At 49.3% G+C, this 24,458-nt stretch carries 20 protein-coding genes; 18 read left to right on the top strand and 2 right to left on the bottom strand.

Annotated features, from left to right (window positions below; genetic code table 11):
- Positions 1 to 42 precede the first annotated feature (42 nt).
- The 5 genes from MHH82_RS16550 (at position 43) to MHH82_RS16530 (ending at position 7,021) form a co-directional block, all read left to right on the top strand.
- Positions 43 to 1,587 carry a response regulator gene (locus tag MHH82_RS16550; protein ID WP_340966850.1) on the top strand — a complete coding sequence of 515 codons (1,545 nt, stop codon included), beginning with the start codon at positions 43 to 45 and terminating at the stop codon, positions 1,585 to 1,587.
- 41 nt (positions 1,588 to 1,628) lie between these two features.
- Positions 1,629 to 3,410, top strand: a complete 1,782-nt coding sequence (locus MHH82_RS16545) for a sensor histidine kinase (RefSeq protein WP_251496101.1) — start codon at positions 1,629 to 1,631, stop codon at positions 3,408 to 3,410.
- A gap of 283 nt (positions 3,411 to 3,693) precedes the next feature.
- Positions 3,694 to 4,596 (top strand): ABC transporter permease, encoded by a 903-nt coding sequence (locus tag MHH82_RS16540; RefSeq protein WP_285857446.1) that lies wholly within the window; start codon positions 3,694 to 3,696, stop codon positions 4,594 to 4,596.
- Positions 4,590 to 5,450, top strand: coding sequence for a carbohydrate ABC transporter permease (locus MHH82_RS16535; protein ID WP_015735485.1), 861 nt, complete (start codon positions 4,590 to 4,592; stop codon positions 5,448 to 5,450). The genes MHH82_RS16540 and MHH82_RS16535 overlap by 7 nt, the downstream gene beginning before the upstream one ends.
- Positions 5,451 to 5,482: 32 nt before the next feature.
- Positions 5,483 to 7,021: an extracellular solute-binding protein gene (locus MHH82_RS16530; protein ID WP_340966847.1), complete on the top strand. Its 1,539-nt coding sequence runs from the start codon at positions 5,483 to 5,485 to the stop codon at positions 7,019 to 7,021.
- Positions 7,022 to 7,071: 50 nt separating this feature from the next.
- Here MHH82_RS16530 and MHH82_RS16525 read toward each other — a convergent pair whose 3' ends face one another.
- Entirely contained in the window at positions 7,072 to 7,869 is a 798-nt protein-coding gene (locus MHH82_RS16525; RefSeq protein ID WP_145036584.1) for an AraC family transcriptional regulator, read from the bottom strand.
- Between the two features lie 120 nt (positions 7,870 to 7,989).
- On the opposite strand from MHH82_RS16525, the gene MHH82_RS16520 reads away from it, so the two are divergent.
- The 8 genes from MHH82_RS16520 (at position 7,990) to MHH82_RS16485 (ending at position 18,843) form a co-directional block, all read left to right on the top strand.
- Positions 7,990 to 8,805, top strand: a complete 816-nt coding sequence (locus tag MHH82_RS16520) for a phytanoyl-CoA dioxygenase family protein (protein WP_145036582.1) — start codon at positions 7,990 to 7,992, stop codon at positions 8,803 to 8,805.
- A 359-nt stretch (positions 8,806 to 9,164) separates the two neighbouring features.
- The gene (locus MHH82_RS16515) at positions 9,165 to 9,941 is read left to right on the top strand and encodes a hypothetical protein (protein ID WP_015735481.1); all 777 of its coding nucleotides are present in this window, start codon (positions 9,165 to 9,167) and stop codon (positions 9,939 to 9,941) included.
- Between the two features lie 518 nt (positions 9,942 to 10,459).
- On the top strand, positions 10,460 to 11,407 hold the full coding sequence (locus tag MHH82_RS16510) for an ABC transporter permease (protein ID WP_015735480.1): 948 nt from the start codon (positions 10,460 to 10,462) through the stop codon (positions 11,405 to 11,407).
- 13 nt (positions 11,408 to 11,420) lie between these two features.
- A complete protein-coding gene (locus tag MHH82_RS16505) occupies positions 11,421 to 12,296 on the top strand; it encodes a carbohydrate ABC transporter permease (RefSeq protein ID WP_015735479.1) in 876 nt (291 codons plus the stop codon).
- Between the two features lie 158 nt (positions 12,297 to 12,454).
- Entirely contained in the window at positions 12,455 to 13,969 is a 1,515-nt protein-coding gene (locus MHH82_RS16500; protein ID WP_015735478.1) for an extracellular solute-binding protein, read from the top strand.
- Positions 13,970 to 14,038: 69 nt separating this feature from the next.
- Positions 14,039 to 15,295, top strand: coding sequence for an FAD-dependent oxidoreductase (locus MHH82_RS16495; RefSeq protein ID WP_015735477.1), 1,257 nt, complete (start codon positions 14,039 to 14,041; stop codon positions 15,293 to 15,295).
- A gap of 25 nt (positions 15,296 to 15,320) precedes the next feature.
- Positions 15,321 to 16,961 carry a response regulator gene (locus MHH82_RS16490; RefSeq protein WP_015735476.1) on the top strand — a complete coding sequence of 547 codons (1,641 nt, stop codon included), beginning with the start codon at positions 15,321 to 15,323 and terminating at the stop codon, positions 16,959 to 16,961.
- Complete coding sequence (locus MHH82_RS16485; RefSeq protein ID WP_145036573.1) at positions 16,954 to 18,843, top strand: cache domain-containing sensor histidine kinase; 1,890 nt, start codon at positions 16,954 to 16,956, stop codon at positions 18,841 to 18,843. The genes MHH82_RS16490 and MHH82_RS16485 overlap by 8 nt, the downstream gene beginning before the upstream one ends.
- Before the next feature lie 350 nt (positions 18,844 to 19,193).
- Here MHH82_RS16485 and MHH82_RS16480 read toward each other — a convergent pair whose 3' ends face one another.
- The gene (locus tag MHH82_RS16480) at positions 19,194 to 19,802 is read right to left on the bottom strand and encodes a TetR family transcriptional regulator C-terminal domain-containing protein (protein ID WP_015735474.1); all 609 of its coding nucleotides are present in this window, start codon (positions 19,800 to 19,802) and stop codon (positions 19,194 to 19,196) included.
- 1,111 nt (positions 19,803 to 20,913) lie between these two features.
- Between MHH82_RS16480 and MHH82_RS16475 the strand changes: the two genes are divergently transcribed.
- The 5 genes from MHH82_RS16475 to MHH82_RS16455 all read left to right on the top strand — a co-directional run bounded on the left by MHH82_RS16475 (position 20,914) and on the right by MHH82_RS16455 (position 24,381).
- Positions 20,914 to 21,045: a hypothetical protein gene (locus MHH82_RS16475; RefSeq protein ID WP_015735472.1), complete on the top strand. Its 132-nt coding sequence runs from the start codon at positions 20,914 to 20,916 to the stop codon at positions 21,043 to 21,045.
- 151 nt (positions 21,046 to 21,196) lie between these two features.
- Entirely contained in the window at positions 21,197 to 21,628 is a 432-nt protein-coding gene (locus tag MHH82_RS16470; RefSeq protein WP_251496081.1) for a hypothetical protein, read from the top strand.
- Positions 21,621 to 22,283 (top strand): DUF998 domain-containing protein, encoded by a 663-nt coding sequence (locus tag MHH82_RS16465; RefSeq protein ID WP_340966837.1) that lies wholly within the window; start codon positions 21,621 to 21,623, stop codon positions 22,281 to 22,283. Before MHH82_RS16470 ends, MHH82_RS16465 begins: the two co-directional genes overlap by 8 nt.
- A gap of 413 nt (positions 22,284 to 22,696) precedes the next feature.
- Positions 22,697 to 23,374: a response regulator transcription factor gene (locus MHH82_RS16460; RefSeq protein WP_340966835.1), complete on the top strand. Its 678-nt coding sequence runs from the start codon at positions 22,697 to 22,699 to the stop codon at positions 23,372 to 23,374.
- Positions 23,371 to 24,381, top strand: a complete 1,011-nt coding sequence (locus tag MHH82_RS16455; RefSeq protein ID WP_340966833.1) for a HAMP domain-containing sensor histidine kinase — start codon at positions 23,371 to 23,373, stop codon at positions 24,379 to 24,381. The genes MHH82_RS16460 and MHH82_RS16455 overlap by 4 nt, the downstream gene beginning before the upstream one ends.
- Positions 24,382 to 24,458 lie beyond the last annotated feature (77 nt).

Raw genomic sequence — 24,458 nt, 5'->3', positions numbered from 1 at the left:
AATGATAGCGCTTTCATTTTGGGGCGTAAAGGAGAGGATATCATGGTCATAAAGCCGCTTGGCGTATTGATCGTTGAAGATGAAATTCCTCTGCGGCAAGAGCTTCGGCTATTTCCATGGGAGGCGTGCGGAGCCGAATGGATAGGGGAAGCGAGCAACGGCTCGGAAGCGATGCAGCTATGTGCTGAACGCACGCCAGATGTCGTGATAACGGATATTACGATGCCGGTTATGGACGGCATTGCTCTCATTCGGGAACTCCGGAAGCGGCACCCGCACGTTCAGATCATATTGTTAACCTGTCACAGCGATTTTCATTACGTACAAGAAGCGCTCCGTCTTGGAGCGCTTGAATATATTTTGAAGGTGTCATTGGAGGAAGAAGAGCTTAAGCAGGCGATGGACAAAGTGAGAGCTGCGGTCGTCAAGGAGCGCATGGTGCAGGAGCATGCGAGAAGGGAACAGAGGCAGCTGCAAGCCGCCTTATTCGGCAAGCTGCTTCATGGGCAAGAGCCAGCCGGCTCCGATTGGCAATCGATGACGCTAAGCGTAGATCGTCCGATTCGGCTGGTACGACTTCAGCTAGACATTCCTCCATTAGCCTATCTACCCGTGAAGGAAACAGTTCGGCAGAGACTGACCGAGCAGGAAAAAAGGGATCCAACTTGGCTGACTTGGCTGACGGTACGGGAGCGGGAATATTTTGTTCTGCTTGAAGGCAGAACTTTAACCAATGCTGTTCTTGAATCACTCCGCACGATCGTTCAGCATTTGACGGAGCTGTTGAATAAGGAAGAGACCAAGCAGGGACGGTGGGCGACAGTATGTGCCCTATTTAGCAAACCGGTCACATCCAAGGAAGAAATTGCATCGGCGCTCGCCTATTCGAACGAGTGGAAAGATGCGCTGTTTTACGACCGATGTCCCGAGGAAAGCGCTGTGTACGCGCAGCATTCGCTGCCTCTATCGGATCTGACGGAAAAGAAAACGAAGGAATTAAACGAGATGCTGAGAAAAGCATCATTGTCTCTTGCGAGCTTGAAGGAATGCTTGCTTGGCGAGTTCAGGGATTGGTGCATCGCTGAGCGAGTGAAGCCAAGTCAACTGAAGGAACGGATACTCCATTGGCAGGTTGACTGGCACAGGCAGCAAGAGGGCGCTGACCTAAGCGCAGTCCGTATGGGGCTATTAATGGACGCAGGAACGTTAGCCGAGATGATTACCAATATTGTTCAGGTTATGGAAGCTGTCGAGCTAGGGAAGTCGCGTTCGCGCTTTGAGATTCGGTTGGCCGTGCAATGGATCAAAGACCATCTCAAGGAGCCGATCTCACTGCCCGTTATTGCAGAGCAGGTAGGATTGAGCCCACACTATATCAGCAAATTGTTTCGCGAGGAAACGGGGAGTACGGTCAATCAGTATATTACCCGTCTTCGTATGGAGAAGGCGATTGAGCTTCTTAGGCATTCGAATAAGAAGGTATATGAGATCGCGGAAGAGGTCGGCATTCCGAGCTACCGCTATTTTACCGTTACGTTTCGAAATTGGACCGGGGTATCGCCGACGGACTATAAACGGAATGGCTGAGAGCATGGGAGCGTCAGAACGGGCGCGAAAGAAGGGGGATAATGACGAAACTGTTTCATTGGTATGCCAGCCTTGGTCTCGCTACCAAGCAGTTTATTTATTTGTTCATCGTGACGCTGCTGCTCGTTCAAGTGCTTGCATGGCGAAACCTCCACGAGGCTGAAAGTCTGCTTCAGAATCAAGTCATTCGCGATGCAGAGCTGCTCGTCAGCCGGACGAATCAATATATCGATGCAAGTTTGGACAATGTGGAAAATATGCTGCTGCTACTCTCGACCCGCGCCGATTTGCTGGAGGAAGGGAATGAGGTGGCAGCCGTCGAGACGCTTCGCAAGTTTGCGGGGATTAACAACTCCATCGCCAGAACTTTGTACATGATTCGAGCTGACGGCCAAGTATTTGCAAGCTCGCAGGTCGTTTATGACATCATCGGCAATCCAAATCTGAACCAGCTCTATGAGCTGGCGCTTATTAACTACGGGGCCATTAACGTGAGCGAACCTTATGATTCGCCGATGTCGGGGCGAACGCTTGCTTACGTACTGCCTATTGCGGATGCTGGCAAAAAGGTGAAGGGTGTCGTAGTCGCCGAACTTAATCTCGATTTGCTCACAGAGCGTATTGCGCCGATGATCTATCAATCTTATATACTGTTCACGAAGGAAGGCAGCGTCATTAATCGGCTGGATTCCCGCGATAAGCTGCTCCCCTTCCAAGCCGCCTCGTATCCGCCGAAGCTGGAGGAGAGCTTTCGCGGGCAGCTCGCCTTGCTCAAAGTCGGCGTAAGCGGCATAGAAGGGGATTCTTTGAATCCGCTCGTTGCCGTGAAGTCGACCAAAAACCGTCTAGGCTGGTCGCTTGCGGCGTTCATCGAAGAGGATTATTTCTATCAGGACCTTCAGAGGCTGAACAACAACTACCGGACCGCGAGTATCGTATGGATCATTATGCTTCTGATCAGCGCGTATCTGCTCAGCCGATCGTTCACGCATCCGATTCGCCGATTTGTCGAGAAGATGGACCGTCTTAACAACTTTCAGGTCGTGGCGAAGCTGCCTGTTACGAGAATGGACGAAATCGGCAAGCTAACGCAGAGCTACAATGCCATGCTCGAGAGGATTCAGAGCCTGCTCCAAAAGACGAAAAATGCGGAGGAGCAGAAGAAGGAATACGAGCTGAAGATGCTGCGAAGCCAGATTGCGCCCCATTTTCTGTATAATACCCTTGCCTGCATAAGCAGCTTGGCAAAGCAGCAGCGTATCGACGAGTTACGCGATACGATTCGTTCGCTGGTCAAGCTGTTAAGCTTCAGCTTCGACAAGCAATCGGAATACGTATCCCTTGAGGAGGAGCTGGAAGGGCTGCGAATGTACATGCATATTCAGCAGGTGCGCTTTGGGGAACAATATCAGTTTAGGATTGATATCAATCCTGATCTTCTGCAGTATCGCATACTTAAGCTTACGCTGCAGCCGCTCGTAGAAAATGCACTCTTCCATGGACTAACGCCGAATCACGGCGGGCTTATCGTCGTGAATGGCGGGCTGAGGAAGGGGATTCTGAGACTCTATGTGCGCGATAACGGGATAGGCATCAGGCAGGAGAAGCGGAGGAGGCTGCTGTTGGAAAATCAGGACGGTGGGCAGGGCTCCATGTACCGGTTTACGGGCATCGGGCTGCGGAACGTACATGAGCGGATTCGGATCCATCACGGAGAGGCGTACGGCTTGCGGATCGGAAGCGCGGAAGGGGCAGGTACTGTTATCCGCGTCGATATGCCCGTCCTGACGGAAAGCGACGAACGATTAGGTATTTGGCGTTAACCAATAACGATACCAAGGCTGTCACGTGGTTTCTTCAGACCATTCGTGACAGCCTTTACTCATTTATCGTTGATATTGATGCAGTTGGATCCATGTTCGATGTTAATGATGATGAAGGAAATGCTTACATTTTTTACGTTTTTGTGTATATCGAGGAGACGTCAGGACCTTTATACTTACCTTAATTGGAAGCGCATTCAAACTAGGGAGGGATACGATGGAAGCCAATCATAGCCTAACGCCAGCCCCTCGGATACGGTTATCTCCGCGGACAAGGCTGCTCATGTTTTTAAAGTTAGCCTGGCGGTTTAAAGCCTTTTACGTCATGCTGCTGCCCGGCATTATTTATTTTGTCATATTTCGATACTTCCCGATGTACGGAGTCATTATCGCTTTCAAAGATTTTGCAATCCTGGACGGCATAACGGGCAGCTCGTGGGTTGATCCGTGGTATAAGCATTTTCAGAGCTTTTACGAGTCGCCTTACTTCAGTCAACTGCTGACCAATACGCTTTTGATCAGCCTCTACAAGCTGTTATGGGGGACGCTGCCGCCGATCATGCTGGCCGTACTGCTGAACGAATGCCGCATTCGCTGGCTGAAGTCGATTGTACAAACGCTGACCTACATGCCGCACTTCTTGTCTTGGGTCATTATTTTCGGCATTCTTTTGACGCTCTTCTCCCAGAACGGCGGTCTCATCAACCGCTGGATTGTGGAAGCGGGGGGAAGCTCGATCCCGTTTCTGACCTCGACGGAATATTTCCGCAGCATACTGGTTGGATCGGAGGTATGGCAAAATCTCGGCTGGGGTGCGATTATCTATTTAGCCGCGATGGCGGGCATCGATCCGACGCTTTACGAGGCGGCGAAAGTGGATGGTGCGAGCCGAATGCGAATGATCTGGCATATTACGCTTCCTGGCATTAGAAGCATTATCGTCCTGCTGTTCGTTCTGAAGCTTGGCCATCTGCTTGATGCAGGCTTTGATCAAATTTACATTCTGTACAATATTCAGGTATACCCGGTTGCGGACATCATCGACACATGGGTTTACCGAACCGGTCTGCAGCAGCTTAATTTCAGTTTGGCGTCGGCAGTCGGATTGTTCAAATCGGTCATCGGACTCATCCTTGTGCTAGGAGCTAACCGTGTGGCGAAGAAATGGGGTGAGGGCATATGGTAAGAGGCCTCGATGATAAAATTTTTAACGCAATCATATACGTCATTCTCGGAATATGCGGACTTGTCGCCATTCTGCCGATCCTTTATGTCGTATCCGTATCCATCACTCCGTTCGGAGAAGTGCTGCGTAACGGCGGATTCATATTGTTCCCGAAGGAAATTACGTTTTCCGCTTACCGCACGCTGCTGACGGAGTCCAATATTCCGAAGGCGTTCCAAATAACCGTTCTCATTACGGTGATCGGAACAGCGGTCAATCTCGTCTTGACGGGACTGATGGCGTACCCGCTTAGTCGCCGGAATTTGCCGGGAAGAAACTTTTTTCTTCTCATGATCGTGTTCACCTTGTTGTTCAGCGGAGGGCTTATTCCGACCTATCTGGTCGTTAAGTCGATGGGGCTGCTCGATTCGATCTGGGCGATGATTCTGCCGAATGCAGTCTGGAGCTTTAACGTTCTTATTATGAAAAGCTTTTTTGAAGGGCTCCCGGAGGAGCTGTTCGAGTCGGCCCGAATGGATGGAGCCAAAGAGTTCCGCATCCTGCTGCAAATCGTTACGCCGCTTTCCGTTCCTGTCTTGCTGACGGTTGGATTGTTTTACCTGGTCGGCCATTGGAACGAGTTTTTTCAAGCGATTTTTTATGTGACCGATCGCACGCTGTATCCGCTGCAGGTCGTCGTCCGGGAAATTCTGATGCAAAGCCAGCAGCCGCTGGAGAACGCGGAAAATATGATGCCGACGCAGACGATGCAAATGGCATCCGTCATGATTGCGAGCTTGCCGGTCATCGTGATCTATCCGTTTCTTCAAAAGCATTTTACAAAAGGGATGCTGCTTGGTTCGATTAAAGGTTAACCGATGAAACCATTCAGAGAGGGGTTAAGATCATGAAGAAATTAGGGACTTTGCTCGTAGCCGTTTCATTAGCGGGGGCCATGCTTACGGCGTGTTCGGGTGGAAACAGCAGAGATAATCCGGGAAATCCTTCGGGCGCTACCGCCAAGCCCGGAACGGAAACGACGGAGCAGCCTAGCGGCAAACCGGTTAAGCTCGACATTATCGAGACGGGGAACAATCTTCCGTCACCCGATAAAGACATCATTAAGCAGGAATTGGATAAGGCGCTGAATATCGACCTGAACCTGACAGTATATCCAGCAGCGGACGATTACAACAATCAACTAAACGTTCGGATGTCCTCGGGGAACTTTCCCGACCTGTTCATGGTCGACCGGCAGCAGCTCATTCAATTTTCCAAGCAAGGGCTGCTGCTCGATCTGACGCCGTATATGGATAAATTGGAGCAAACGGTAGCGTTCATCGGGGAGGACAGCGTCAAGAAGGGGATGGTCGACGGGAAAGTATATGGCATCTCCAAATCTCCGCAGATCCCATACAATACCTTATGGATCCGCAAGGATTGGCTCGACAAGCTGAAGCTGGAAGTGCCGACGACCGTGGAACAGTTGGCTTCCGTAGCGGATGCGTTCACTAAGAACGATCCGGATGGAAATGGCAAGCCGGATACCTTTGGTCTAACGGGCAGCAAGCTGAGTGCATTCTCGACCGTTTTCGGAGCCTTCGGCGTCGGAATGCCAGGCAACTTCTACGAGAAGGACGGCAAAGTCGTCAATGCGCTTCATGAGCCGGCAATGAAAGATGCTTTGGCCTTTATTAAGGACATGATTGGATCCGGATCGGTTGATCCGGAGCTGCTGGCCAACAGCGGTTTGCAGCATCAGGAGAAGGCGATCAAAGGGCAGGCGGGCATCGTCTATATCGATTGGCCCAACATGACGAAGGAGCAGTTCGTGGAACAGATCAAAACCGTTAATCCGAATGCGGAATGGCTGCAAATCGCCGCTCCTTCTGGTACAGGAGGACAATTCGACGGTTCGTGGGATATCGGCGCGGCGCCTGGGAGATATGCCATTCCGAAAGCGCTTGAGAAAGACCCGGAGAAACTGCAGCGGGTGTTCGATCTGCTCAACTATATTTCGAATCCGGACGGAGGCTCGCTGCTCGTGCAGTTCGGGGTGAAGGATACGCACTTCACACTTGAGGACGGCAAGCCTAAGATGACGGACAAAGCGGGCGAAGTCGGCCATTCTTGGCTGTACCAATTCACCGGCAGACCGGAAATGGAGTATTTGCAAGCGAAGTTCGCCGCACAATCGGCTGCAATCGAATTCGCGAACGATCAACCCCGTATTGAAGCGTTGAACGGATTTGTCGACAATCCGGAGGGGTATAACCCTGCCGATGCGAATCGGTACATGGAAGAGGAGATCGCGAAGTTTATTTACGATAAACGTCCATTGACCGAATACGATGACTTTATCAAGACGCTGGAAACGTCCATGAACTACAAAGCGTTAATGGACAGCGCCATGGATCAGCTCAAGGCGCTCGGTTACGGGGACTAAATAACGGGAACGAAAGGCCGACCTCATTCGATGCAGGTCGGCCTGTTCTATTATACGCTATGCGTTTTTCGGTACGACGAAGGATTGACGCCGCACAGTTTTTTGAAGCTTTTGCTTAAATGATGTTCGTCGGTAAATCCGCAATGCTCGGCGATTTGGGCAAGGGTAAGCGAAGAGTATACAAGGAGTTGCTTCACCTTGTCCATTCTAAGATTAGTCGCGTAGGCGCTTGGCGTTATGCGGAACTCGCGTGTAAACAGTCTTGTCAGCTGTACCTGGGTTAGACCAAGCTCCACAGCGATCGACTTCAACGATAGACCGAATTCTGCTTGCTGCTGAAGCAAATGCAGGGCTCGCCCAAGGGTCGGATCCTCGCTGAACAAGGTCATCGTATGCTGCTCAGATTGCTCAATCTGAAGCAAATAGAGCAGATCCCTGAGAAGATGTTTCTTGTACGTATGACCAATCCCTGCATGCAAGTATTGGGCTTCGCGAAATTGAGAGAGGGTGGATTGGAAGCGTTTGTGGTTCAATAGCCGAAGCTTGCCGAAAGTCGGGAAATCCGCCGCACGCGGCGGCCCCTCTAGGGAATTGATCCATTGAAACCCCATGAGATGGAATGATAAACCGTCCGTTTGCCGGTAGAAGGTTAGATCGGGCGGGCATAATACGATGTCATCCTTGACCGCCCTTCCGCTTTGGCTGCCCATTCTGTAATAAAAAGCGCCTTCTTCGACGATGAACAACGCCCAATGATCATATGTATCATGCGTTTTCTGAAATTGAGGGGTATCCTTCACGTAGACATGGTATTGCAAATCGGGATCCAGAAATCCGCTGAACTCCATTGCATGACAACACCCTTTCGTATATTGAAATTATTTACAAGGGAAATCGATTTTTCTTACATTATAACATGATGGTTCGGCAAATATAATTAAATTAAATACAAGTAGGAGGTATAAAGGATGAAGACAGCCCATTTGGAAATACCGAAATTAATGGAGCAATTTCATGAACAGGGGTATTTGGTTATACCAGATATTTTGTCGCAGGAAGAGGTAAGCCGGCTGAATGCCGCGATCGACGAAATTATCTCGATTGAACCGGAAGCGCTCTCGCACAATATTTATAACAGCGTAGAACGCCATGCCGAGATTGCTGCATTAATCGATCAGCCTGCCATTCTTCCGTTAATCGTTAATTTGCTTGGCCACAACATCCAGCTTCATATCTCCCACCTCACGATCAGACAACCGAATCCAAGCGAAACCCAAACGGACACGCACAGCTTTATCGATTGGCATCAAGACGGTCCGCATCCGCAGTTTCCTGTCATTAACGGCTTGACGGCAACCTATTATATTAAGGTTTGTTATATTTTGAGCGATATGTCAGAGCCGGATCGCGGCAATACGAAAGTGATTCCGGGCAGTCACAAGCAGCCGTACAATCCGAATCACAAGGATGTGCGCCAGCAGCTTGACGGAGAGGTACAAGTGTGCGGAAAACCAGGTGATGTCTTCGTGTTCGCCCAAAACTTGTGGCATGCTGGCTCGCCGAATCGCTCCACATTCACAAGAAGGCAGCTGTTCCTGGGCTACAGCCCGATCTGGATGCGTCCTATTGACTATCACTCGGCGTCTGTGAGTCTGCTGAAGGACGCCGATCCGATACGCCGCCAGCTGCTTGGACAGATCAGCGACAACAAATTCAATTATTACGTTCCAGAGGAATCGATGGTGCCTCTCAAATCCATGCTGATCCATCCATCCTCGAAGTAGCTATCACTATCCATTCCAATGGGAAGGATTTTCATCCCTATTGTATTCGGTAGAAGAATGAAGAAAGTCAGGGTTTGTTATGTTGATACCACGGTGCCCTAACGATAGCTCAAACGCACCAGAAAACAGCTTGGCGCCGGCAGCAGCTTCAAAGTCCATTAAATATAGGGCAGAATAGATTGAGATCATGTGCGGTGAACCGTAATTACAAATCATGGCAAGTTTTTTTCGATTGACGGCAATAAGAATACGTGATACCTTGATGGCAGGATAATAAAGGCAATGCAACCTTCGGGTTCAACCTCGCTGAAAAGTGGGTTGGACCCTTTTTGCATTCCAAAACTAGGGGAGGGTTCGTAATGTTGAGAACAGAATTGCTGTTACAGCGGCTGGGCGAGATCGGCAAGTCGCTCGAAACCAAGGGGGGAGCTCTTTTATTATTAGGCGTTGGTTCCGTTGGGGTCGAGACAGGACGGTTGGATGAATATTCGGATTTAGATTTCTTTGTCATTGTAGAGCCAAGGGAGAAAAACAGATATATAGACCGATTGGATTGGCTCGAGGACGTACACCCTCTTGCCTATGCGTTTAAGAATTCGGATGTTGGCTACAAAGTATTGTTCGAGGATGGTATTTTCGGGGAATATGCTGTATTCGAGGAGTGGGAGCTGGCGAATGCGACCTATACGGAAGGCAGAGTCATATGGAAGAACCCCCTGTATTCCAATACGGCCATCGCCAAACCTTCCAACCCGGTCCCCAACCTAAAAGTGGATTCCTTGGACTTTCCTTTGAATGAAGCGTTAACCAATCTATACGTGGGGCTCGGTCGCTTTGCAAGGGGAGAGCGTCTCTCCGCGACAAGGTTTGTTCAAGGTTACGCAGTGGATCGGATTCTATCTGTGCTCCATCTGCTGGAGCAAGAGGTGGACTACTTTCCCGATCCGTTCGGCAACGAGAGGCGGCTAGAGAGGAGATACCCGCGTTTTGCTGAAATCATAGGAGATATGATACAGGGATACGATCATGTTCCAGAATCGGCTCTTCGTATTTTAAATTTCATAGAAGAGGTGTATCCAGTCAATCGAAAGTTAAGCGATGAGATACGGCGATTGGCTAACCTGACTTGCCGATAGAATTCTGTCGAGGGACTAGAATTGGGGCAATTGCCGTAAGGGACAAATTGCTGACCAATTCTTTGAAGGTACACTAGAAAAATGACCCTATTGCTTTATGCAATCAGGGTCATTTTTACAAGATTAATGAGTGGCGAACCGAACCTCCATAATGCTGCGCTCCTGACGGACATATCCAGATTTATATTGATCATGCCGGCATCCCAACATGCGTCTGTTTTGGTCGAGTGTGCGTTTATGACCGTCTGGCGAACGAGCTTAAAGACGCTGCCGCAATACCTTTTTAGTAATGTGGATCCCGTGAGCGGGCAATCGTTTAGGGGGGCCGATAGGATTTAAAGGACTTTAAGCGTTATCTAAAATTTTTGGCAAAGCAGCACACTACAGGGCCCGGCCAAGTCCCAAGTCCATTCGCAAACTGTGTTGGAAAAGACCAGAAATAAAAGGATCGACCTCTACTCCCTCTGGGCTGCCTCCCCTACAATAAGAGACAAGACAGAGAAAAGTAGGTGGAGATCGTGAGCAAACGCAGCGGAAGAGAAGGCACTCTCCTGTACGCCGGCGGACGGCGTTGGAAACTGATTAGAGGCAACTTGGATATGTATTTGCTGCTTATACCGGGCCTTGTGTTCTTGTTATTGTTCAAATACACGCCGATGTACGGGATCGTTATCGCCTTCCAGGATTTCAACATCTTCGGCGGCATATCCGGCAGCGAGTGGGTAGGGATGGCGCAGTTCGAGAGGTTGCTGCAATCGGATGAATTTCTGCAAGTATTAGTAAATACGCTGCTCATCAGCTTGTACAAAATAACGATTTTATTCCCGATTCCGATCGTCATCGCGCTTATGCTCAATGAAGTGCGGCGCATGTTCTTCAAGCGGACGATCCAGACGATCATTTATTTGCCGCATTTCCTTTCCTGGGTCATTATCTCGGGGTTGTTCCTTAACATCCTGTCACCTACCGGCGGTATCGTGAACGAAATCATCCGTTCGTTCGGCGGAGAGCCGATCTCGTTTTTTACCGACAACAGCCTGTTCCGCAGCTTGGTTGTCTTCACGGCCGGGTGGAAGGAAATCGGCTGGAACGCTATCGTGTTTATCGCCGCGATCGCGGGTATCGAGCAGGAGCAATACGAAGCCGCAGCCATCGACGGGGCGGGGCGGATCAGACAGATGTGGTCGATTTCGCTTCCGGGCATGCTGCCTACCATCGTGTTGATGTTCATCCTGCGGATCGGCAGCCTGCTAGAGGCGGGGACGGAACAAATTTTGACCATGTATAATCCGCTCGTGTACGAGACCGGGGACGTCATCGGCACCTATGTATACCGGATGGGACTCGGCCAGCAGGATTACAGCTTCAGTACGGCGGTTGGCCTATTCAACTCAGCGGTCGGATTCCTGCTAATCGTCATGGGCAACATGCTCAGCCGCAAATTCCTGAATCGCAGCATCTGGTAAAGGAGGAACGACCATGTATAGGAAAACTGTCAAAGATTTCATGCTAGATGGCTCTATCTACGTTCTGCTCATCGCGATGGGGCTTATTACACTGCTTCCGTTTGTAAACGTATTTTCCAAGTCGATCAGTGAAGAGTGGGCCATCCTGTCGGGCCAGGTCGGAATTTTCCCGGTCGGCTTTCAGCTCGAAACGATGAAATTCGTCGTCACGAACAGCCAGTTTCTAAACTCGCTCTGGATATCGGTGCTGATTACAGTCATCGGTACCCTCGCATCGCTGCTCATTACGGCGCTGACCGCTTATCCGCTCTCGAAGCGCGAGCTACCGGGGATGGGCATCATCATCATTTTGTTCATCTTCACGATGATGTTTAACGGGGGCATCATCCCCAACTATCTGCTCATCCGCGAGTTGGGCCTCATTAACCATCTAGGCTCACTCATTTTGCCGGCGCTCATCAGCGTGTTCAACATGCTGGTCATCAAGAGCTACTTTGAAAGCTTGCCGGCCAGTCTGGAGGAATCCGCCAAAATCGAAGGCGCGAGCAATTTAACGGTTCTGTTCCGTATTATTTTGCCGCTAAGTGGTCCCGTGCTTGCGACGATTGGTCTGTTTTACGCCGTTTATTATTGGAATGACTACTTCAACCCGATGCTGTACATCAACAGCTCGTCGCTGAAGCCGTTGCAATTGTACCTACAGGACATCGTCATGAACGCCGATACATCTTCGGCGCTTGACAAGACGGCCGACGATCTCATGAACGTGCCTGCGGAAGGCGTCCGGTCAGCAACGGTCATCGCATCCACGATTCCGATTCTGCTCGTTTATCCGTTCCTGCAGAAATATTTTATCAAAGGCGTGCTCATCGGTTCCGTAAAAGGTTGATGGCAGGCATGTAAAGCAGCTTTCCTAAGGCATTAGCTTTTCCAGCAACGGCGATGAACGTCAAGGCATGACTTCAGGTACCGGAGAATTGCCCCTTCATCGGGACGTTGCGGGAAAATTAATGATATAGATTATATTAATTGCAGGAGGGTCTCATTATGAAAAAAGCATTCAAATTGATGTCTGTCATGGCCATGTCTGCGCTTCTGGCAATGACTATGGCTGCTTGTTCCGGCAACGGAACGAACACGGACAACGAAGCGACGGCTAAACCGGATGCGGAAAAGCCAGCCTTAAAGCGACTGAACGTATGGCAGAACGAAGAATACAATGCATACCCGGTAGCCAAGCTGCTCGAAGAAAAAACGGGCTATAAAGTGCAATACGATATGCTGCCTCAAGACAAGTGGGCGGAGAAGCTGAACCTAATCATGTCCTCCGGCGAAGCGTATGACATCGTCACTTCCTATAACGACATGGCTTTATATTCGGATTATGCGCAAAAGGGTGCGCTCGTCGACCTGACGCCGCTTATCGACGAATTTGGCCCAAATATTAAGGCGGCTATCAAGCCCGAATCGATGGAAGCGCTTAAGGTAAATGGCAAGCTATACGCAATCCCGGTAACCGTTACTTATGATATCAACAGCTCCATACTCATCCGTACGGACTGGCTCGATAAGCTGGGTCTGTCCATGCCGACGACGACCGAAGAGCTGACAAACGTTCTCACGCAATTCAAGGAGAAGGACCCAGGCGGCAACGGCGACCGCAATGTACCACTTACGATCAAGGGTGACCAATCGATGATTGACAACCTCGTAGGCGCGTTCGGCATTTCCAATACTTGGAACGACGTAGACGGCAAGCTCGTGCCGCGTGTCATGGACCCGGCATTTAAGGATTATGTCGCTTACGTAGGCAACTTGTACGAGAAAGGATTGATCGACCGAGAATTCGTAGCCAACAAAGACGCTACAGCGAAGGAGAAATTCGCAAGCGGCGTAGCTGGCGCCATCGTTGTTCACTGGGCGGACATTCCGGCCATCTCGGATTCCCTTGCGAAGACCAAGCCGGAGGCCAAATTCGCTTTCGTGCCGGCGCTCAAGGGGCCTAACGGAGAAGCCGGCTTCGCGGCAAACGCCGGATTTGACCGTCTGACGTTCATTCCGAAAGCATCAAAGCATCCGGAAGATGCGATCAAATGGATCAATGAAAGCCTGGAGCCGGAAACGTTCAAAAATATGGCGATCGGCGTGGAAGGCACGCATTATAAAGTAGTAGACGGAGCATACGAGCCAATCCAGCCGATCTTCACCGACGAGCGCAACTTGGCGAATAACTACATGGCGGGAACGGATGAAGAAAACTATCCGCAATACTGGCAAGCGCGCGTTCGCAAAAACCCGGTTATGTTTGATGCGTTTAACTTCCTGAACAACGAGCAGCCAGCCGAAGTGAAAATCAAAAACGTTCTGGGTCTTGCTCCGTACATGCAGCAATATTCGAAGACGAATCAGCAATTGAGCACCATGGTTGGCGACTACACGGTCAAACTGATCGCCGGCGCGGAGTCCATCGATAGCCTTGCCGACTTCCAATCCAAGTTTATGTCAGCGGGCGGGGAAGCGGCTTCAAAGGAAATTAACGATTGGTACGCAACGACTAAATAAAAAACAGGATAAGCGGTGGTGATCCTTTTTTTGCTCACACCGCTACTTCGATCTAAGGGAGAGATCATCATGAAACATGCAATGTATTCGTTCGAACGTCAAGTGAAAACCCATGCCAAGGCCGACGTTGTCGTCATCGGAGGCGGACCTGCGGGGACGGCCGCTGCCATTGGCGCGGCCAGACGCGGCAAACAGGTGATCTTGCTGGAGAAGTCCGCTCAACTCGGGGGGATGGGGACGCTTGCCAACGTAAGCGTGTTTATGCCTGTCGGCAATGTGACCGGCATCTACCGCGAGATCATCAAGGAGATGCTGGCCGACTATCTGCCCGCAGGCCATGACGAATCGGTCGCGCCGCAATATTCGCCATTTTTGCTTCGCCAATACTTGAATGACAAAATGAAAAAGGAAGGGGTATCGGTCTACTTCCATTGTGAATTCGTGGGCACGATCCGCAGCGGCAGCGGGATCGGTTCGGTTATCGTCTCGACGCGCGAAGGCCTAAGGGCGATAGAAGGCGATGTCATCATCGATTGCACGGGCGATGCGCGAGTAGCCATCGATGCGGGTGTACCTTACCGCACGGGCCGCGAGTCTGATGGACTCACGCAGCCGATGACACTTATGTTTACGATGCAGGATACGGGAAAGCCAGTAGAGAAGATACTTCCGGAAGGCTGTTATTATTACGAGGAGGTATCCGATCTGCCGCAGGGGCGCAGGTTATATTGGAAGCAGCGCGAAGACGGCGTTTTGCTCATTAATATGTCGCGCGTCAAGGCGAACGGAGCCGATATGGAGCAAGTCAATTACGCGGAGACCGAAGCGCTTAAGCAGGTGTTCTCGATCGCGCATTATTTGCAGAGAACGGGCTTCGAGACATACGCCATCGCACACATCGCACCGCAGACAGGTGTTAGGGAGACCAATCAAATTGAAGGGCTGTACACGTTGACCGAACAAGATGTTGTAAGCGGCACGCGTTTCCCGGATGTGGTCGCCCAAACAAATTACGAGATCGATATTCATAGCCCGGATGCGGGCAAGACAACCGACGAGCGCCGCGTAGACGGCTACGATATTCCGTATCGCACGATGGTGCCTGTTGGCGATATCGACAACCTGCTCGTTGCGGGCAGATCGATTTCCGCAACGCATGTCGCAATGTCTTCGATGCGCGTCCAAGCGACTTGTTATGCGCTGGGTCAAGCAGCAGGCATTGCGGCCGCGATCTCGCTCGAAGACGCCGTGCCCGTTCGCGAAGTAGACATTGACAAGGTGCAGGCCGAGCTTGCCAATCAAGACGCTAGACTGTTAGGCCGTTAAATTAGGAGAAGGGAGATGGCGGGCGATGTATCGATTGCTTATCGTGGATGACGAACCGGCGGTCCGAGCGGGCTTGCGCGCTTATTTCGATTGGGCCGCTTACGGAATTGAAGTGGCAGGCGAAGCGGATGATGGAGACGTGGCTCTTGAGATGATCGCCCGCGATCAGCCCGATCTTATACTAACGGATGTCCGGATGCCGAACATGGACGGTATTACGATGTCGCAGTGTATCTCGTCCGAATATCCGGCCATGAAGATCATATTCGTCAGCGGGCACGACGACGCCGATTATCTTAAATCAGCGATGAAGGTCAGCGCGGTCGACTATATATTTAAGCCGGTTAATTTGCAGGAGCTGAGTACGGTCATCAAGCGCGTCGTTGCCGATTTGGACGCGGAGAGCTCCGAACGGATTTATAAGCAGGAGCTGCTCGTTAAACTAAAGGAAGGTATGCCGCTCCTGCGTGAGAAGTTCCTGCTCTCCATGATCAGAGAGGGTGCGCCGAAGTCGGAATTGGCGGAGCGGGTGTCGTTTCTGGGATTGGACTTGCCCGTGAATGCTTCCTATTGGGTGATGGTCGTCTGCGTGGATGATCTTGCCGATGTGATGGCCAGCCGTTCCGAGCGCGACCGCCAGCTGCTGTGGTATTCGGTGCTGAACATTTACGAGGAGCTGCTGGATGCGCATCTGCGAGGGTATGCCTTCGAGCAACGTACCGGCGAATTTGTAGGCGTGCTGAAGGTATCGGAGCCCGGCGGCGATTCGGTATCCGAAGCGGCGGAGGCACTGTTTGCGCTGGCCGGCGATCTTCGCTCCAATCTGGAACGCTGGCTCAAGATCGGCGTGACGATCGGCATTAGCGATATGGCAGGCGGCTTATCCGGACTGGCGCCAGCTTACAAGCAAGCTCGCGAAGCGGTCGATTACAAGTGGTACCTCGGCAAAAACCGTATCATCACAATGGACAGTCTGGAGAGCGCAGAGCCGGAGGAAGGCGCCATGCGGAAATACGATTACGAGCTCAATGAGAAGCTGATTTCCGCACTCAAGGCGGACGATGAGGACAAGATTAGCGAAGCCGTGGAGATGATTTTTGCCAGCTTGTCCTACACCCGCCCGGACGGCCTGAAGTACGGCCGCAATCTGTGCATGCAGCTCGTGCTCGCGATCGGACAGCTGCTCATGGAGCTTGGCGCTGGGGACCCCGAACTGGAAGTTATGGAGGGAGAGCTGACAGAGGCGTTGTACGCGAAGGAGACGTTAAAAGATATGCGGGGGCTGATCGAATCGTATCTGGCGACCGTCGGGGAACACATTCGGGAGAAGCGGACTGGCAGGGTGGCAAACGTCATAGAGCGAGTACGCGGGTATATCGATCAGAACTACGCCAACGGCGGGCTTACCGTAGCCGATATCGGCAAGGCGGTCTATTTGTCTTCCACGTACGTCAGTCTCCTGTTTAAGCAAGAGACGGGGCAGACGGTGGGCGAATATTTGACTAAAGTGCGCGTGGATAAGGCGAAGGAGCTGCTGCGCGATCCGCAGTACAAGTTTTATGATATTTGTTACGCGATCGGATATACCGACCCCAGTTACTTCTCAAAGCTGTTCAAAAAGGTAACGGGTGTTACACCTAGCGCATACCGGGGGTCTCATGCGTAGAGCCTGGGTCGCCGTAACCGGCTTGCTTTCGCCGCTGCTTCAGCCAGCGGCGATTCGCCGTTTCTCGATCCCCCGTTCTTGGTTAATCGCGTATCTGCTGCTCATTGTGCTTCCGGCGGGCATTTTCTTGTATGGTTATTACGCGCGTTCCGCGGATATTCTGAGGAGCGAGGTCATCCGGACGATGCAGCAAGCGCTAAAGCAGGCCGGGAGCAATCTCTCCTACCGGCTGGAGCGCATCGAGGATATTAGTGACGCTGCATTCATGAACGCAAACCTGCATTCGTACTTATCCATTAATTCGGATGATCAGTCCATCGGCACACAGATCAAGGTGATTGAGGATTTGCGGTATTTGGTCGAGACCGTACAGTCTAACTCCGACGTGTTTCATGTTCGGGTGTTCGTGGACAAATCTAAGCTGTATGCAGAAGAGAGAATCAATTTCTTTACGCTGGATAGCTTGATGGTTAGACCGTGGTTTCATTCCATCATCGATGGAAACGGTGGGATCGTATGGACGGGTGTCTACGAGGAGTCGTATCTCGGCGGCTCCAATGAGACGATATTATCTGCTGCCCGAATGCTGCGGGATCCCGATAATTATGACAAAGTGTCCGGTGTGCTCATGATCGACGTCCGTCAAGACATCGTCTCCAATATTTTATCCGATCTTCAGTTCGCCCCGGGCACAGCAGTTTACCTTGTTGCTCAGGATGGCTCAATCGTTTATCATCCCGATGAGGCACTTATCGGCAAGGCGGTTGATCCTCACCTATTGGATGCGCTGAACGAGGGGGCGGAAGGAACAAAGTCGCTTCTGCTGAACAATGAACAAAGCGACGTGCTGTATACGACGCTTGCGCCGACGGGCTGGAAGCTTGTCGTCCAGGGAACGGAATCCCAGCTGTCGCCCGCTACGCAGCGACAGACGAAGCAGTCAGAGTGGCGCTCGCTGATTGAATATGTCGCGTTGTTTCTGATCCTTCCGTTTGTCCTTCTGGCGATTATCGTGCGGGGGATGAACCGGCGAGTCAACCACGTGATCACCGTCATCCGAAAGGAAGGGAAGGAGGGCAAGGAAGCGATCGACGGTCTGCATGAGTTACCGGCGGTTAATGGTGACTTCCATATGCTGGAGCGAAGCGTCGACCATCTGATCCTAAGGGTGCGTACGCTCGTCGAAGAAAACTACAGAGCTGAGATTCGCGAACGGGAAGCCCAGCTGTCAGCGTTGCAGGCGCAGATCAATCCGCACTTCCTTTACAACACGCTGGATACGATCAACTGGATTGCCATCGGTAAGGGTGCAACCGACATCAGTATGATGATCGACAGTCTCGCGAAGTATTTCCGTCTCAGTCTCAATAAAGGAAATACCATCGTAAGCGTTACGGACGAGCTGAGGCTGGCAGAGGTGTATCTCGAAATTCAGCAGAGCCGATTTTTCGGCTCGTTCGATTTCAAGGTGGCTGCGGGGGATGAGTTGAAGGCATATCGCATGCCTAAGCTTATCTTGCAGCCGATTGTCGAGAACGCGTTGCTGCACGGCATACGCAAGGCGAAGGACCGGAAAGGGCTTATCGATATTACGGTGGAGTTGGATCAAAGCGATCTCGTTTTCGTGATTTCGGACAACGGCATTGGCATGGACGAGGAGATGTCCCGCAGTCTGCTGACGGAGGAGCGAGTCAGCCCTAGTGATCACACGGGCAACGGAAGCTCCTACGGCTTGTTTAACGTGAACGAGCGGATCAAGCTACACTCTGGTGAGGGGTATGGCTTGAGCATCTCGTCGAAACTCAGTGCGGGTACCTCTGTCACCGTCCGGATGAAAGCAGAGTTTATGACCTCCCGGGTTTCTGAAGAAAATAAAGTTTAGCTGCATGCGATAGGGGATCGGGGTTATCCTGGCATCGTCTACGAGCAATAATTGCAGAAGTCATTCGTTGAGTCGGCCTCATTGAAGGGTGGAGACACAGTATCGGAACCTGTTAGAAAGTCGCTATTATAGCGGCTTTTTTGTTATATCGATACAAGTTCATGTCTCGAGGACAAGAACTTGCATCGATTGCAGCAAAGGAAAAGAACATGAACCGACTATTGATTAGATAAGTATCTAGTTAAGTCTACATGCAACTTCATTGATCTAACGAACTGGAATATTGAAGATCCAACAAGCTGAAACGTACCATAAGTAACAGCAAGTCTTTTCGGGAATCGTCTACATACTCATTCATCCATAGCTTGCGAGCACAGCTCCTGAAGATGTCGGCTGACGATCTGCTCAATTGTCTCCGGCGTGTAGAGCTCCGGGCGGAGCAAAGCGAGTATCGTCAAGCCTTCGACAATCGCGGCCAATCTTAATGTTTCAAGTTGAATGTCTACCGAAGGGAGGAGAAGCTTCGCCTCAGCTAGGATTTCGAGGACGGCTTTAGTCAGGTAGTGGAGTCCGTCCGTGAGCTCGTCTTTTTTAGCTTGTAATGCCAGACTCGCGAGGGAGCGGATGGCGAAGACCCACCAGACGCCGCCGGCAGTTCGTTTTTCTGCATCCAAAGGGAGCAGTTGTAACAGAATTTCCCTCGCAGCCTTCATCGGAATAGGGCTTATTTCGAGGCGCTCTTCTGCTCTGGCAACTCCTCTTGTCAAATAATAATCCACGATAAATAGCAACAGCTCGTCCTGTGTTGAAAAATAATGCCGCAATGCGCCGGGTGATAACCCTGCCGCAGCTGCAATGGCACGGATTGACGCGTGTTCGATCCCTTTTTCTTTAATAATATTCCATGCTGATTCGGCGATCAGTTTTCTTTTTTGTTCGTGATCCACGACTTTCGGCAAGGCTAACGCCCCCTTGTTTTATTTAGCACAATGAATTAAAATAAATAACACACTGTGTTATTTAGAGTTTATTTAGTTATATCGCGTCGCAAATAAAACGTCAATAGTATTGGACTTTGTTGTGATTGACGGGAGGGAAGCAATGCTAGAGCAAATCGATGGATTTTTTCGTTTTCGTACCACCTGTTATCATTGCAGAAGAGAGTTTTATGTCATTGAGGGGACTCAAGCTTACGACCGTGTGAAACGAAATTTCAATGGAATGCATTGCTGCGAAGATTGCAAAAACAGGATCGAGCTTGAAGCACGATTGCAGTTAGGAAGACGACTGTTGACCGGCAGAGATTAGGTTGCAGGACAGAAGGGGCCATCCTGAAAAGGATGGCACTCGTCATACTTGCATGTTACAGGCAGAATTCATACTCATATAGGGAAGGAGCTTAGCTCCATTGGGTATTACATGCCTCGGCAATGTCAAGGGACAAGAACATGGCCCCAAGGAAGTCGCTAATTTAGCGGCTTTTTTGTTTTATCGGTACAAGTTCTTATCCCGAACAGCGGACAAGAACTTACGTAGCGCCAATGACAATTATCGACAAGTTAGATAAAATGCCGCGTTTATTATAGCGGCTCCTTGAGTGCGTAACGTCTGTAAACCGCACCGTAGTGCCATTAAAAGCTTTCTTGTCAAGGGACAAGAACATGGCCCCAAGGAAGTCGATTTTTTCGATTAAATAATTATTTAACTAGAGTTTACAGCTATTGATTAAGCAATCAATCGGGTAGTTCTTGATAATCTTGATCCTCAACAGCCTCGTAAAGCTTAAACCTCTGCGGGGCTGTTCCTTTCATGTTACTGATTTTAATTCGAGTTAATTTGTTTTTAATATATATTGACGTGTATATACGCCATGGTGTATATTTGGTTCAGTAGATCACCAAACATGCAGTTAACGCATTATTTACTTTTGCCGGACCCCATCGATTCAACATGTTGTGTTACCAAGGAATGGACCCGAATTGGTAGGGGTAATCGCCAAGCGCTAGGCATTAGGCAGCCGTATGATAACTTCAAGGAGTATATGCTGGAATACAAGAAGAAGGAGGATTTATGACAGGTATCAACAGTTTTATCGCGAACTACATGCTGAATTATCGCGAAGTCTGGAATCAAAGGCTGGATTCCCTTGAAAGCTACCTGAAAAGGATGACTACAAAAGAACAGAAAAACAATCATTCGTAAAAACCGCGATCGCAGAGAACTCACTATCAAGTGTAACGACGCTGAAGCGATGGATCTGTATTGATAGGATTCACCGATGCGAATGGTATCATGGCTCCTGATATAGTAGCAAAAGCTGTAGCAAATTCCGAACGATAAGGAGAATGGGAGAATGACGAATCTTATAACGTTGGACCGACTAGTCGGTACTTGGCAAATCAGCGGCGGAGCAGAAGGAACGGTAACCTATGAGTGGATGGAAGGCGGGCACTTTTTGATACAACGCGTCCATCTTTCCCAGAATGGTCAAGAAGTGAAAGGGATCGAGATGATTGGGCATTTAAAACCCTTCGGCGAAAGCAAGAGTCCGGATATTCGGTCCCGATATTACGATACGTTAGGCAATACCTTCGATTATGTGTATGAATTGGAAGGAGATACGCTCGTCATATGGGCTGGAGACAAAGGATCGCCTTCCTATTATAAAGGGGCATTCCGCTCTGACGGAGATACCCATTCGGGGGCATGGCATTATCCTGGCGGAGGAGGCTATGAAACGACGATGACGAGAGTCTCGCCAACAGGAGGGATGGGCATTGGTTAAGCAGTTGGTCATGGCAAAACCTTTAACGGTGACAGGCTCCATATTCGCGCTAGTGTCAATTTTCTCAGGAGCATTGTTCGTGCTTCTCCTATGCAGCCTGCATCTGCTGCAGCCCGAATTTGATCCAACATGGCGTTTTATCAGCGAATATGCTCTTGGCGACTTCGGTTGGATGATGCACCTGGCTTTTGGAATGCTGGCTCTTGCTCAAATCAGCATAGCAATTACGATATTCCCGCATATTCGTACGGTTACGGGATACATTGGACTTGTTATTCTTGGAATCAGTGCAATAGGCGTAATAATCGCAGGTATCTTCGTGACCGATCCTATCTCCGTTAGTCCGGATGATGCGACGTTTAGCGGCAGCATGCACTCTATCGGTGCGATGCTGGACTATACGCCGTTAGCCGCATTATTGATCAGTCTTTCGTTATGTCGACTTGATGTTTGGCGTCCCATGAAGCGAGTGATGCTCACAATCGCGATGATTGCAATCGTCGCGATGTTGGTATTCGTTCTTCAAATTCCGCAAGACGGGCAATTCGGACCAGAGGTTTTGGCCGGTATGTTCGGACGATTCTTAATCTTGGCGGAGATTACGTGGCTGATTGTTGTAGGGGTTCATGGAGCCAAGCTCGGAGCTTCTAAATAAGTGTAATCGAGGTAAACGCAAAAGAAAAAATACATGTTCGTAAACCGGCTGCATTGAACTTGCTGCCGGTTTGCGTCTGAAAAAGGGTTTTCCGGTTCAAGTACACATGCGGGAAGAAGGATATTAACCATGGCCGTCATTGTGGATCGGAAGAGGTTAGGCGGAGGCTCTCATAATACTTGAATAATTCATTCGGAACGAAAATCCCCGAAACCCTAGCTGTATCAAGGGTTTTTGGGGATTTTCTATTGTTCGTATTAAATCTAATGTCATGAGCAGAAAAGTGCCAATCCGTTAGACGGGCCTCTTTTTTATAAAACTCTATTAGCGAACGATAAAATTGTCTTAACTGGAAACTTTTTTTTATAGTGTGTTAATCTGTAGTGGACTCCATTTAAAAAGAGGGATGTTACTTGAAAAGAAACGTATTATATATTGAAGATAACGAGAAAATAGGCAGTTGGGTAAAGGAAGAATTGGAACAGCGAGGGTATTCAGTTCAGTGGCTGCTAACTGGTGAAGGAGCCGAAAAAGAAGTCAATCAGCAAGACATTGTTATTTTGGATATCATGTTACCCGGTTTAGACGGATTTACTGTGGGAAGACGATTAAAGAAGATAGCTCCTGCTGTTCCTATTTTGCTGTTAACTGCTCGAACATCGATAGATGATAAAGTAGATGGTTTGCAATTTGCTGATGACTACTTAACGAAACCATTCCATACAGATGAATTAGTCGCAAGAATAGAAGTATTAATCCGTCGTAGTGGTGGATCAACATCCGATCGCATTTCGTTAGGAAATCAGATTGAAGTAGATCCGGAAGGTCAAATGATATTTGACAAACACACAGGAGAAGAAATTATATTAACAGGGAAACAGCATCAAATCTTAATGTACTTCATACGCCACCCTAATCAAGTTTTAACAAAAGAACAAATTTATGAAGCTATTTGGGAAGAAGCTTATATAACAGGCGATAAAACACTGATGGTGCATATCCACCGACTGCGTCAAAAGCTGGAACGTCATCCCGATTCCCCAGAGATTATTGAAACGTTGAAGGGTATAGGCTATCGGGTGAAATTATGAAGCAAAACAGATCATTATTTCGTCGTTTTCTAAAAGTACATTTTCTTTTTATCTTTTTTCCTCCGATTATGATTATTTTCATCAGTGCGTTTTTTGGGGTTTCAGATATCCATGATAAAAATGTAAATACGTTAAATCTGTTTTACGTTACCGTACTAGTGTTTGGTTTTATTATTGTCGCATTTGTGATCTTATCTTGGCGCTTCTTCTTGAAACTTCAAAGACGTCTTGCCCGCTTGCAAGAAGTCATGTCATTTTCAGCTAAAAACAACTCATTTCCTAAACCCATATCTGTTCAATCGGATCGTATGGATGAGATAGACCAGTTAGGAAGTTCTTTTAATTGGATGAATCAGCAGCTTGAAGACAGTCGCAAGCGAGAATATGAAGAGGAGTTATTACGACATCGACTCATTGCGAATTTATCTCACGACTTACGAACACCGCTTACCATTTTGAGAGGACATGTCACCCGTTTAAATAAAGAACCCATGAGTCAAGAAGGACAAAACTCGTTAACGGAGATCAACCATACGATTACAAGAGTCGGAGATCTAATGGATGATTTACTGTCCTATACATTGCTTACCTCGGGAAAACATCCTTTTGTGCCCGTTTCAACAGATATTGGACGTCTAGTAAGAGCATCTGTTGCTGCATGGTATCCTGTATTTGAAGAAAAAGAAATTCAGCTTGATGTTGATTTACCGGGAGAGGAGACTTTTTATTGGGAAGCAGATCCTAATTGGATGACACGGGTTTTGGATAATTTATTTCAGAATATTCTTCGCCATGCAGCAGAAGGGAAATATGCAAACATTGTGGTTGATGTAGAAAAAGAACAGATCATTATTGCAGACAGAGGTCCAGGTTTGGATAACTCTTCCCATGAGCATGGGGCAGGGATTGGTTTATCGACTTCAAATTATATGTTGAAAAAAATGAAGCTGAGAGCTGACTTTACCTCAAATGAAAATGGCACAAGTGTAGTTATTGGTAGAGCGTAACCCAAAGGTAACCCGGAAGTAAACACCATGATAACCGTGATGTAACTTTGCTACTTTATAATTGGAACCATAACAGA

The organism is Bacillus sp. FSL K6-6540 (assembly GCF_038007545.1).
The sequence above is the reverse complement of the archived record's forward strand: the minus strand, read 5'-3'. Positions and strand labels throughout refer to the sequence as shown.

Coding starts and splice junctions, on each gene's coding strand:
- MHH82_RS16550 (WP_340966850.1), top strand. CDS start 43: ATGGTCATAAAGCCGCTTGGCGTATTGATCGTTGAAGATGAAATTCCT.
- MHH82_RS16545 (WP_251496101.1), top strand. CDS start 1,629: ATGACGAAACTGTTTCATTGGTATGCCAGCCTTGGTCTCGCTACCAAG.
- MHH82_RS16540 (WP_285857446.1), top strand. CDS start 3,694: ATGTTTTTAAAGTTAGCCTGGCGGTTTAAAGCCTTTTACGTCATGCTG.
- MHH82_RS16535 (WP_015735485.1), top strand. CDS start 4,590: ATGGTAAGAGGCCTCGATGATAAAATTTTTAACGCAATCATATACGTC.
- MHH82_RS16530 (WP_340966847.1), top strand. CDS start 5,483: ATGAAGAAATTAGGGACTTTGCTCGTAGCCGTTTCATTAGCGGGGGCC.
- MHH82_RS16525 (WP_145036584.1), bottom strand. CDS start 7,869: ATGGAGTTCAGCGGATTTCTGGATCCCGATTTGCAATACCATGTCTAC.
- MHH82_RS16520 (WP_145036582.1), top strand. CDS start 7,990: ATGAAGACAGCCCATTTGGAAATACCGAAATTAATGGAGCAATTTCAT.
- MHH82_RS16515 (WP_015735481.1), top strand. CDS start 9,165: ATGTTGAGAACAGAATTGCTGTTACAGCGGCTGGGCGAGATCGGCAAG.
- MHH82_RS16505 (WP_015735479.1), top strand. CDS start 11,421: ATGTATAGGAAAACTGTCAAAGATTTCATGCTAGATGGCTCTATCTAC.
- MHH82_RS16500 (WP_015735478.1), top strand. CDS start 12,455: ATGAAAAAAGCATTCAAATTGATGTCTGTCATGGCCATGTCTGCGCTT.
- MHH82_RS16495 (WP_015735477.1), top strand. CDS start 14,039: ATGAAACATGCAATGTATTCGTTCGAACGTCAAGTGAAAACCCATGCC.
- MHH82_RS16490 (WP_015735476.1), top strand. CDS start 15,321: ATGTATCGATTGCTTATCGTGGATGACGAACCGGCGGTCCGAGCGGGC.
- MHH82_RS16485 (WP_145036573.1), top strand. CDS start 16,954: ATGCGTAGAGCCTGGGTCGCCGTAACCGGCTTGCTTTCGCCGCTGCTT.
- MHH82_RS16475 (WP_015735472.1), top strand. CDS start 20,914: ATGACAGGTATCAACAGTTTTATCGCGAACTACATGCTGAATTATCGC.
- MHH82_RS16470 (WP_251496081.1), top strand. CDS start 21,197: ATGACGAATCTTATAACGTTGGACCGACTAGTCGGTACTTGGCAAATC.
- MHH82_RS16455 (WP_340966833.1), top strand. CDS start 23,371: ATGAAGCAAAACAGATCATTATTTCGTCGTTTTCTAAAAGTACATTTT.